Source organism: Flavobacterium lacus (assembly GCF_003268815.1).
In the GTDB taxonomy this organism is placed as follows: domain Bacteria; phylum Bacteroidota; class Bacteroidia; order Flavobacteriales; family Flavobacteriaceae; genus Flavobacterium; species Flavobacterium lacus.
The window spans coordinates 79,386-91,323 of sequence record NZ_QLSV01000009.1 but is presented as its reverse complement, the minus strand read 5'-3'; the positions used below and the strand labels follow the sequence as shown (position 1 = coordinate 91,323).

10 protein-coding genes are annotated in these 11,938 nt (G+C 33.3%); 5 read left to right on the top strand and 5 right to left on the bottom strand.

Annotation, left to right across the window (positions count from 1 at the left end):
* The first annotated feature begins 43 nt into the window (after nt 1–43).
* The 3 genes from B0I10_RS10225 (at nt 44) to can (ending at nt 2,667) form a co-directional block, all read left to right on the top strand.
* A complete protein-coding gene (locus B0I10_RS10225; RefSeq protein ID WP_112086417.1) occupies nt 44–334 on the top strand; it encodes a hypothetical protein in 291 nt (96 codons plus the stop codon).
* 72 nt (nt 335–406) lie between these two features.
* Nucleotides 407–2,005 (top strand): SulP family inorganic anion transporter, encoded by a 1,599-nt coding sequence (locus B0I10_RS10220; protein WP_112086416.1) that lies wholly within the window; start codon nt 407–409, stop codon nt 2,003–2,005.
* Nucleotides 2,006–2,031: 26 nt separating this feature from the next.
* A complete protein-coding gene (gene can, locus B0I10_RS10215; RefSeq protein WP_112086415.1) occupies nt 2,032–2,667 on the top strand; it encodes a carbonate dehydratase in 636 nt (211 codons plus the stop codon).
* A gap of 190 nt (nt 2,668–2,857) precedes the next feature.
* Here can and B0I10_RS10210 read toward each other — a convergent pair whose 3' ends face one another.
* Nucleotides 2,858–3,781 (bottom strand): homoserine kinase, encoded by a 924-nt coding sequence (locus B0I10_RS10210; RefSeq protein ID WP_112086414.1) that lies wholly within the window; start codon nt 3,779–3,781, stop codon nt 2,858–2,860.
* Nucleotides 3,782–3,881: 100 nt separating this feature from the next.
* Nucleotides 3,882–6,329, bottom strand: coding sequence for a bifunctional aspartate kinase/homoserine dehydrogenase I (thrA, locus tag B0I10_RS10205; RefSeq protein ID WP_112086413.1), 2,448 nt, complete (start codon nt 6,327–6,329; stop codon nt 3,882–3,884).
* Nucleotides 6,330–6,599: 270 nt separating this feature from the next.
* On the opposite strand from thrA, the gene B0I10_RS10200 reads away from it, so the two are divergent.
* Nucleotides 6,600–8,096 (top strand): NAD(P)H-hydrate dehydratase, encoded by a 1,497-nt coding sequence (locus B0I10_RS10200; RefSeq protein WP_112086412.1) that lies wholly within the window; start codon nt 6,600–6,602, stop codon nt 8,094–8,096.
* Between the two features lie 51 nt (nt 8,097–8,147).
* Here the strand turns inward: B0I10_RS10200 and B0I10_RS10195 are convergent, their stop codons facing one another.
* From B0I10_RS10195 to B0I10_RS10185, 3 genes are all read right to left on the bottom strand, one after another.
* Nucleotides 8,148–8,747, bottom strand: a complete 600-nt coding sequence (locus B0I10_RS10195) for a hypothetical protein (RefSeq protein ID WP_112086411.1) — start codon at nt 8,745–8,747, stop codon at nt 8,148–8,150.
* A 92-nt stretch (nt 8,748–8,839) separates the two neighbouring features.
* Entirely contained in the window at nt 8,840–9,919 is a 1,080-nt protein-coding gene (locus B0I10_RS10190; RefSeq protein ID WP_112086410.1) for a TlpA family protein disulfide reductase, read from the bottom strand.
* A gap of 29 nt (nt 9,920–9,948) precedes the next feature.
* Entirely contained in the window at nt 9,949–10,218 is a 270-nt protein-coding gene (locus B0I10_RS10185; RefSeq protein ID WP_112086409.1) for a hypothetical protein, read from the bottom strand.
* A gap of 123 nt (nt 10,219–10,341) precedes the next feature.
* Between B0I10_RS10185 and hutH the strand changes: the two genes are divergently transcribed.
* Nucleotides 10,342–11,844, top strand: a complete 1,503-nt coding sequence (gene hutH, locus B0I10_RS10180; protein WP_112086408.1) for a histidine ammonia-lyase — start codon at nt 10,342–10,344, stop codon at nt 11,842–11,844.
* Nucleotides 11,845–11,938 lie beyond the last annotated feature (94 nt).

Here is an 11,938-nt window from a genome sequence, read left to right as displayed (position 1 = left end):
ATTTTTTTAACAATTGTATTTCCTACATACTATATTTGCATGAATGAAAACAGTTGTTTACACAGTTATTTTTTTATTTATATCATTTTTGTCGTTGCCAACTGTTGTTGGTTTATTGGACAAGGATGATATAGATTTATCTGTTGTTTACAACTTGTCTGAAGAAGAGGAAGTTCACAAAGTCTTCAACTTAAAAGATGCTATAAAAACAAGTAAGCAAATCTTTTCAATTGGCTTTCAAATGCCAACATCGAAAAAAATTGTCAGTGAAAACCATATTCAATACGATTCAATTTTAGAAGAAATTTTTTCTCCGCCTCCTGATTTATTATAATGAAATAATCTACGTTAACAGACGAGGTTAGTAGCTTTTGCTTTCTATTCATTATTATATTTTTCAAGGTCAATGACAAAAAAAAACAATCTTTTAGGTCACCTTAAATCAGATTTCGCATCCGGTTTGGTGGTATTCTTAGTAGCACTCCCTTTATGTTTAGGAATTGCTTTGGCATCCGGAGCCCCGCTTTTTTCCGGAATTATTTCTGGTGTAATCGGAGGAATTATTGTTGGATTTTTGAGTAAGTCTCATATTAGTGTTACTGGTCCGGCTGCGGGTTTAACAGCAATTGTTTTAACAGCAATTACCGATTTGGGAGCTTATGAAATCTTCCTAACTGCAGTAATTATTGCTGGAATGTTACAACTTCTATTAGGCTTTTTAAAAGCAGGAAGTATTTCAAATTATTTTCCCACCAACGTAATCGAAGGAATGCTTGCCGGTATTGGAATTATTATCTTTTTAAAACAAATTCCACACGCTGTGGGTTATGATAAAGTTAGTGAAGGTGATACATCATTCTTTGAAAAAGGAGGTTCTAACATGTTTGAAACGATTTTTGATGCGTTTAATTACATTAATTATGGTTCAATAATTATCACATTAATAGCATTGGCTATTTTGATTTTGTGGGACAAGGTTCCGTTCTTAAAAAGTTTAAAATTGGTTCCGGCCGCTTTAATCGCTGTTTTTTCTGGAATTATTATGAATGAGATTTTTATTAGAACCGGAAGCATATTGCAAGTATCAAATGATCATTTAGTTTCGTTGCCAACACCATCAACTTTTACAGAGTTTAAAGAAATGTTTGTTCTTCCCGATTTTTCTATTGCTACCCTTAGCAATCCTAAAGTTTGGATAGTTGCAATAACCATTGCCATTGTAGCTTCTATTGAAACTTTATTGTGTATTGAAGCGGCTGATAGAATGGATCCATATAAACGTTTTACTAATACAAATGTGGAATTAAAAGCCCAAGGAATTGGTAATTTATTGAGTGGTTTGATTGGTGGTTTACCAATGACTTCGGTAGTTGTTCGATCTTCTGCTAATGCTAATGCAGGAGCTAGAACTAAATCTTCTGCCATTATTCACGGACTTCTGTTGATGGTTAGTGTGCTGACAATTGCCCCTTTATTAAATAAAATACCGTTAGCTACTTTAGCTGCAATTTTACTTTTAATTGGATATAGGCTGGCTAAACCTTCCCATTTTGTACATTTTATTAAAAAAGGTAAATACCAGTATATTCCGTTTATTGCCACTGTGGTAGCCGTAGTGTTTTTAGATTTACTAAAAGGAGTTGCCTTAGGAATGCTTATTAGTATTTTCTTTGTATTAAGAGGAAATTTCAAAAGAGCTTATTCCTTTAAAAAAGAAGATTATCATGATGACGATGTTATCCATATTCAATTGGCTCAAGAAGTTTCTTTCTTAAATAAAGCAGCGATTAAAAATACGTTGAACAATTTACCTGAAAAGTCGAAAGTAGTAATAGACGCTTCTGATACAGTTTATATTGCACACGACGTTCTTGATTTAATTGAAGAATTTAAAGACATTAGAGCCGTTGAAGATCAAATTGAAGTTATACTAATTGGTTTTAAAGATGCATATAATCTAGATAATACAGACGAAGGACAACATGTGTTCTTATCAAAAGAATAAATTAACAATAAAAATAAAAATAAAAAATGAGCGAGTTCTATAAAAAAATATTAGACAACAACAAACAGTGGGTTGAGAATAAGTTAAAAATTGACCCAAATTTTTTCGAAGGATTATCAAAAGGTCAAAATCCCCCATTGTTATGGATTGGATGTTCAGACAGCAGAGTACCTGCAAATGAAATAATTGGTGCTGCACCAGGCGAGGTTTTTGTACACAGAAATATTGCCAATATGGTCGTTCATACTGACATGAATATGTTAAGTGTTTTGGATTATGCCGTAAATGCCCTAAAAGTAAAACATGTTATTGTTTGCGGACATTATGGTTGTGGTGGTGTAAAAGCTGCGATGGGTAATAGTTCAATTGGTGTAATTGATAATTGGATTAGACACATTAAAGATGTTTATCGTTTTCATCAAGTTGAATTAGATGGTATTGAAAATGAAGAGGAGCGATTTAATAAATTTGTGGAATTAAACGTAAAAGAACAGGTATACGATTTAGCGAAAACATCAATCGTCCAATCAGCTTGGAAATCGGGTCAAGAATTAACCATTCACGGCTGGGTTTATGGTCTTAATAGCGGCTATGTCACCGATTTAGGCGTTAATTTCAAAAATAATGATGAATTAGACGAAGTTTATCAATTGAAATTTTAAATTTAAGTTCAATATTGAACATGCCCCAAAAAGTTTGAAACTATTTGGGGTATTTTTATGAAAAAAAAATGCCAATGAGATGATGTACAAATAGTTTTTAAAAACAACTATTTATGCTCAGGATAGTGGTAGAACACTTGTGAAAAATAAAATGATAAAAACAGCCTAAATCCAATAATTAGAAAGGAATTTATTGTAGTTTAATCACTCCTTTATCACAAACTTTTGACACATAAACATCAAATCTAATTTCTGTTTTTATATACACTTTTTTAAGTCCATCAGCGACATTTTTAGCATTTTCCAAACCCTTACTCAAAGCATAAATAGATGGGCCGGAACCTGAAATCCCGCAACCTAAAGCTCCATTTTCTAAAGCCGATTTCTTCGCATTATCAAATTCCGGAATTAAGTTTTTCCGATAAGGTTCAGCTACCGCATCCTGCAAACTTCTACCTAGTAATCCGTAATCTTCCGTATATAATCCGCTAATCAAACCGCCCAAATTTCCCCATTGCGTAATGGCGGTTTTTAATGGAATTTCTTTTGGCAAAATACTTCGAGCTTCAGAAGTTTTCACTTCAATATGTGGATGAATGATGGTAACATATAAATCCTTAGGACTTTTAATTTTAATCACTTCTAACGGATCATAACTTCGCACTAAGATAAATCCGCCTAAAATGGCCGGAGCCACATTATCGGCATGATAACTTCCGCTAGCCAAAAATTCGCCTTCCATCGCAAACGGAATTAACTCTTTTCGGTGCAACGGATTACCCAACAATTCATTGATTCCAACGACAACACCGGCAGCACTTGCGGCACTGCTTCCAATACCGCTCCCGGCTTTGATTTTTTTATGGATTTCAATTTCAAATCCGAATTCCAAATCCAGGTGATTTAATAACGCCATTCCGGCAACACCTGCCACATTTTTATTGGTTTCCAACGGCAAATCGGCTCCGGTTATGTTGGTAATTCGAAGACCTTTTTCATTGCTTTTGCGAATGATCATTTCGTCACCAATACTTTCTAAACACAATCCGAGCACATCAAATCCACAGGATAAGTTGGCTACTGTGGCAGGGCAGAATATTTTTATTTGGTTCATTTTTTAAAAAGGTTCTGAGGTTCTGAGGTTCTGAGGTTCTGAGGTTCTGAGGTTCTGAGGTTGCTTAGCACCTTAGAAACTTAGTGTCTCAGCACCTTTATTATACATTTCCAATCCGAATCACATCCGCAAAAATACCCGAAGCAGTTACTGCAGCACCGGCACCCGCACCTTTGATGATTAAGGGCTGATCTACATAGCGATCGGTGAAAAATTCAACTATATTGTCTTTTCCTTCCAAGTTGTAAAACGGACTTTCCTTTGGAATGAATTGCAAACCAACGCTAGCTTTTCCGTTATCGAATTTAGCAACAAATTTCAAGCGACAATCTTTTTCTTTGGCATCTTTTAATAAATTTTCAAAATGGCTCGCGTGTTTGGTTAATGATTTGAAAAAGTCTTCATTATTTGTAGTTGCCATACATTCTTTTGGTAAGAACGAACTATTTTCAATATCTTCCATTTCCATTTGATAACCGCTTTCGCGAATTAGAATCAGAATTTTTCGTGCTACATCCACACCGCTTAAATCAATTTTAGGGTCGGGCTCGGTGAAACCTTGCACGCCAGCTTCTTTCACTACATCATGAAAGTTATAAGTTTCGCTGAAATTATTAAAAATAAAATTCAAACTACCGGATAAAACCGCTTGGATTTTATGAATTCGATCACCTGAAGCTATTAAATGTTTCAAAGTGTCAATAATTGGTAAACCGGCACCAACATTGGTTTCAAACAAAAAGGGAGCATTGTATTTTCGCGACAAGCGTTTTAAATTTTGATAGTTTTCATATTTTGATGAACATGCAATTTTGTTACACGTTACCACCGCAATATTTTGTCGTAAATAATGTTCGTAGGTTTTAGAGACTTCTTCATTGGCAGTGATATCCACAAAAATGCTGTTGCGAAGATTGAGGGCTTTTGTTTTTTCAATAAAATCAGCTTTTGAAGCTTTTTCACCATTATCCAAATCTGTTTTCCAATCTTTTAAGGAAATACCTTCATCATCAAAAACCATTTTTCTGGAATTAGAAAGTGCAATAACCCGCAAGTTTATTTCTAAATTTTCTTTTAAGAATTTCTTTTGTTGGTGAATTTGTTCGATGAATTTTTCGCCCACATTTCCAACCCCCATGACAAATAAATTCAGTTGTTTGGTTTGTTCTTCAAAAAAGCGTTCGTGTAAGGTATTCAGTGCTTTTTTTACGTCATTTTCATTAATCACCACCGAAATATTTCGTTCTGATGCACCTTGAGCAATCGCACGAATATTTACGTTATTCTTGCCTAACGTGCTGAACATTTTTCCACTAATTCCTTGGTGGTTTTTCATTTGTTCGCCCACCAAAGCCACGATGCACAAATCTTTTTCAACCACACACGGATTGATTTTTTGTTGAGCTATTTCTAATTCAAAAACCTTATCAATCGCCATTTTAGCAATCGCTGCATCGGCATTCAAAATCCCGATACAAATCGAATGTTCCGAAGAAGCTTGTGTAATAAAAATAACATTAATGGTATGATTTGAAAGTACTTCAAACAATCGTTTGGAAACGCCGGCAACGCCCACCATTCCTGAACCTTCTAACGTAATTAAGCTGATTTTGTCAATATGTGAAATTCCTTTTATCGGATTTCCGTTTGGATTGGATTCAGATGAAATATACGTTCCAAAAGCAGCCGGTTCAAACGTGTTTTTTATCCAAATCGGAATATTTTTACTCAAAACGGGTTGAATTGTAGGTGGATAAAGCACTTTTGCACCAAAATGAGATAATTCCATTGCTTCTTCGTATGTAATTTTTTCAATAGGTTGAGCTTGTTTGACAATTTTCGGATTAGCGGTAAACATTCCGTTGACGTCGGTCCAAATTTCTAATTCTTTAACTTTCAAAGCTGCAGCAACAATCGCAGCAGTATAATCAGAACCACCACGACCTAAAGTTGTCGTATTTCCATCTAATGAAGAAGCAATAAAACCGGGAATAAGCGTCACTTGAGTAGTTTGCGAATCAAAATAATCAATAATAGTTGTATTCGTAATTTCAAAATTCACTTCTGCTTTTCCAAAGTTATTATTAGTTTTGATGAGTTCTCGACTATCTTTAAAATTACAATTTGAAACCTTCTGTTTCATTGCTTCGGCAATGATGTAAGACGATAATAGTTCACCAAAACTCACTATCATATCGGAGGTACGCAAAGTCAATTCGCCCAACAAATAACAACCATCCAATAATGTTTCTAGATAGGAAATATTCTTTTTGCAATAATGTAATAAAGCCGTTTGTTCGTTTACCGGAACAAGTTCTTTAATGGCTTCGAGGTGTTTTTTCTCAATTTGCAAAACGACGTCTCGGTATGAATCGTCTTTGGTTGAAGCTTGTTGAGCGGCTAATAAAAGCAAATCAGTAACACCACTAAAGGCAGAAACAGCAACAATTAATTTATCTTCTGTTGATTTTTGTTCAACAATTTCAAGAACTAACTTTATATTTTGAGCATTGGCCACCGAAGTTCCGCCGAATTTTAATACCTTCATTTAATTATTTTTTACAGGAAAACATAGATTTTATTTTATTCTTTCGAATAAGCATAGATGCGGATGATATGTGAAAATTATACCCCGAATGGGGTTGTAGTTGTAGAAGATGTGCCAAAAGAAAATCCGTTCAACGAATTGAAGGATTGGTTTGAATAAAATATGTTCTTTTGTGATTTCATCTGAAACAAATGTAATAAATTTACCTAAAGAAAAAAGTTATTTTAAACTTTTACGAATACTTCAATAATCTTTCTAATCCGATAGCAGATGAAAATATTTAGTGCAGAAAAAATCAAAGAACTTGATAAATCAACAATAGCAAAGCAACAAATCACTTCTTTAGAACTAATGGAAAGAGCTGCGTTACAAGCTTTTTTATGGTTAGTAAACCATTTTCAGGATAAAAAAACCGTTTACCATATTTTTTGTGGGGTAGGAAATAATGGTGGTGACGGATTGGTAATTGCTCGAATGTTGAAACAAAATTATTTTGATGTTCATGTGTATATTGTTCCGTTTAATGAAAATTTTTCGGCAGATTTTAATTCAAATCTCGGTCGCTTAAAAGAATGCAACTTAGGTTATGAAGTAATTAATGAAGCTACGGAATTTCCTGATATTGCAGAAAATAATGTTATTATTGATGCTGTTTTCGGAATTGGTTTAACCAGAGAATTAGCGGGTTGGATTCAAAAACTCATTCAAAAAATAAATTATCATCAATCGTTTAAAGTTTCAATTGATGTGCCTTCGGGATTATTTTTAGATAAAAAAACAACGATTGCCATCCATTCGGATGTGGTTTTAACTTTTCAATTACCAAAATTAGCCTTTTATCTTCCTGATAATGAATATTTTATCAGTGAAATTGTGCTATTGTCAATCGATTTGGATGAAAATGTGATGGAATCTATTCCAACCCATTATTATTATACCGATTTAAAAGAGATAAAAAAACGTTACAAACCTATTTCAAAATTTTCACACAAAGGAACACAAGGACATGTTTTGTTGATCGGAGGATGTTTTGGAAAAATAGGAGCAATGGTCTTGGCCTCGCAAGCGGCTTTGCGATCCGGTTGTGGTTTAGCAACGGTTTTTGTTCCTAAATGTGGTTATGAAATTTTACAAACTGCTTCACCGGAAGCAATGGTTATGACCGATGAAAATTATCATAAAATAACTAATATTGAGTTTAATTTTCAGCCGAAAGCAATAGGAATTGGTATGGGTATTGGTCAAGATACGAAAACAGCGGAAGCTTTTTATCATTTTTTAAATAATAATGCCATTCCTTTAGTGATAGATGCGGATGCGTTGAATATACTTTCTGAAAATCAAGATTGGTTAAGTTTATTACCAAAAAACTCAATTTTAACGCCTCACCCTAGAGAATTAGAACGATTGATTGGAAATTGGGAAGACGACTTTGACAAAATTGAAAAAGTAAAAACTTTTGCTAAAACCTATCATTTGGTCGTTTTAATTAAAGGTGCTTTTACCTTAATTATAGATGATAAAAATGTGTATGTCAATTCTTCCGGAAATCAAGCGTTAGCCACGGGTGGGAGTGGAGATGTATTGTCCGGGATGATTACAAGTTTTCGAGCTCAAGGTTATTCTGCTGTGGATGCAGCACTTTTAGGCGTTTATTTTCACGGACGAACGGCTGACATTGCCATGAATGATATGGGTTACGAAGGTTTTATTGCTTCGGATATTATAAAGTATTTAGGAAGAGTATTTTTCGAGTTGAAAAAGTAAACCATTAAGAAATTAAGATTTATTAAGGTTTGTGTTTTATGTTTTTGCTATTTACTCATGAATTATATCAACATCATGGATAAAGTATTTCTTGCTAGGAAGTAGCTCTCTCATAATATTTACATAGTCTTTTAAAAATATATTGTAGTCAACTAATCCATTGGTATAAAATTCAATTTTATCATCTTTATTAATGATTTGTAAAACTAACCTATCATTTTCAGTTACACTTTTGTTCATTCGATTTAGATTAAGTTTGATAAAATCTTCAAATCTCCAATTCGTATCATTTATTTGAATGCTTTTACTGTACATTAATTTCCATTCAGGAATATCATCAAATGTTTCATCTTTAAACTCACTTATAACATAGATTGAATCTGATTTTTTTGATATTTTTATTCGTTCATAACCTTGAAAATTACAAACTGAGTGATCAAACCAAATTTTTATTGTATCAGATTTATTCATTTTGGTTTTAAATTCTAAGAAGTCTCTTTTAAGATTAAAAGATGATTTTGGTATTTCTGATTCAATTTCACTACTAATTTTATCTTTTTTGGTAAAAATAGAAAAGTCGAAATAATTTAAAAATAATAAAGAAATAATCAGAAATGATAAGATTGGTAGTATGTAGAATTTCTTTTTCAAAGTATATTTTTATAAATTTATTATCAAAAATTAAACCATTAAAAAATTAACTTAATTTCTTAATGGTTTAAAAATAAGTAAGATGTTTGAATCTACAATCCAACTTCCTTCAACAATTCTTTTAATTTAGCATCCGAAGGTCTTGGAGCATCAGCATTTACGATTTTACCTTCGGTATCAATTAGTATAAATCTCGGAATTCCGTCGATGGCATACTTTTTCACAAAATCAGATTTCCAGTCGTTATCCGCAAATAACTGAATGCCTTTTAATTCTTTATCAGCCACCATTTTTTTCCATTTTTCATAATCTTTTTTATCATCAATGGAAATGCTTACAAATTCAATATTTTTTCCGTGGTATTCTTTTTCAACTTCTTTTAAAGCCGGAATTTCGGCAATACACGGTCCGCACCAAGTAGCCCAAACATCAATGTATACAAATTTTCCTTTCAAACTTTCTAAAGAAGTTTTTCCACCATTCACATTCTCATAATCAAAAGTAGGAGAGGGCGAACCTTTCACTAACTTTTTTAACGTTTCATATTTCAACGTGGTTTCTTTATTAAAAACCGAATCAGTTGAATTTTCCATTAATCCTTTATAAACAGAATCGATGTTTGTGGCAGCAAGATTCATTTCATAAACTAAATTCTTGGCTAATTCACTGCGAATCATTTTACTTTTAATTGTCTTTAACTTATCCATTCCCTTGTCAAATGGAGTTTTGTCATCAGAAGGAGTACCATAAATAATGCGTTGAAAAATTCCACTAATTAAGTTACGATAAGAATAAGAATGTTTAAATGTCTCTTCATCATTCATATCAAAATCATCTCCAGCTTTTGGAAAACCTTCACCGGTTTTGTACTCTTTATTATTAATTGCATACCCATGATAAGGAGCATATTGCTCATAGTATTTTAATGCTAAAATGTCAATTTCTTTCTTTTCATTTTTGATAAATTTTTCATTTTTTATCGCAGAAGCAGTCAATTTTTCGAGCATACTTTTCTTAATATTTTTAATATTTTCCAGAAAAACAGCTTCCTCATCAGTATATATTTTAAGCACATTTTCAAAATTGGATTGGTCACCGTATTTTGCTTCAATTACTTTGTTTTTCTGAATAAGGTAATTGTTTTCATCTTGACCAACTCCCGTAAACTTCATAGAATTGATAAAATCATCTGACTTTGTTTCTAATTCAGACTGAAGCCATTTTCTAAATAAACATAATACGATTTTTCATCGCTTAAAAGCAGATAATACATGCCATCATAGGGCAATTCTAAGGTGTCTGCAAAAGTTCCATTGGCTTGAAGTGGAATTTTTTTTGAAAAATTAATACCCTCTAATTCTATTTCTTTGGAATCTGTTCCTGCAATTTTTCCAGATAATGTGGTGATAACTTCTTTATCTTGACAAGAAATAAAGCAAATTACGAATAATAAAGCGATGATTTTTTTCATGGTATACTTGTTTAGTTTCTCAAAAGTATGAAATTCTAGTTAAAATTTGTTATTAAAAAAACCACAATTATGTTGCATTTATGCAAACGTTTGCGGAATTTTGAAAGCTCAACTAAACAATAAATGGATCACTATCATTATATCAGCACTGACCTACTTTCTTTAGATACAATTAATCAAATTTTACTTGAAAATAAATCGTTGGCTTTATCAGAAGAAGCGAAGGTTAACATTCAAAAGTGCCGCGATTATTTAGATAAAAAAATGCAATCACAAACCGATCCGATTTACGGAATCAATACCGGATTTGGGTCGTTGTGTAATGTGAAAATTTCAAATGAAAATCTTTCACAACTTCAAGAAAATCTTGTAAAATCGCATGCTTGCGGAACCGGTGATGAAGTGCCAAACTCGATTGTAAAATTGATGTTATTGCTTAAAATTCAATCATTGAGTTACGGAAATTCCGGTATTCAATTGCAAACCGTTGAGCGTTTGATTGATTTTTATAATAATGATGTTTTACCGATAATTTACACGCAAGGTTCGTTGGGTGCTTCGGGCGATTTGGCTCCATTAGCACATTTAAGTTTACCATTGCTAGGTGAAGGTGAAGTATATTTTGAAGGGAAAAAAGTCCATTCCAAAGAAGTTCTCGCCCATTTTGATTGGAACCCCATTGTTTTGCAATCTAAAGAAGGATTGGCCTTATTGAATGGAACCCAGTTTATGAGTGCGTATGGTGTTCATATTTTATTAAAATCATATAAACTGTCTTATTTGGCAGATTTGATTGGAACTATTTCGTTAGAAGGTTTTGATGGTCGAATTGATCCGTTTAATGAGTTAATTCATTTGGTTCGTCCGCACAAAGGACAAATAGAGACGGCTCAACGCATTACTGATTTTCTAGTTGGAAGTCAAATCATCAATCAAAAGAAAGCACACGTACAAGATCCATATTCGTTCCGTTGCATGCCACAAGTGCATGGAGCTTCAAAAGATGCGATGGATTATGCTCGTCGCGTTTTTAAAACGGAGATTAACTCTGTAACTGATAATCCGAATGTTTTTGTTGGCGAAGATATCATCGTTTCCGGGGGTAATTTTCACGGACAACCGTTGGCGTTAGCGTTAGATTTTCTTGGTATTGCGTTGGCCGAGTTAGGAAGTATTTCTGAACGAAGAACCTATCAATTGATTTCCGGTCTTCGTGGCTTACCTGCTTTTTTGGTTGATAATCCGGGTCTAAATTCCGGTTTTATGATTCCACAATACACGGCCGCGAGTATTGTAAGTCAGAACAAACAATTGGCCACTCCGGCCAGTATTGATAGCATTGTTTCCAGCAACGGACAAGAAGACCATGTAAGCATGGGAGCAAATGCAGCAACAAAATGCTTTAAAATCATTGAGAATTTGGAACGTATTTTAGCAATTGAATTACTGAATGCTGCACAAGCGATTGAGTTTAGGAGACCATTACAATCGAGTGAATTTATAGAACAGTTTATTAAATCCTATCGCAAAGAAGTTTCGTTTGTAAAAGAGGATCGTATTTTACATTATGATATTGAAAATTCAATTGCTTTTTTGAGGAGTTTTGAGATTGAATTGTATCCATAATGTTTGAGCTTTCCACCGTCATAATTTGTACGCTAGAATCTAAAAACTGAAAGGCCATCATTGCTGATGACCCTTCAATAACTACTGGTTTGAA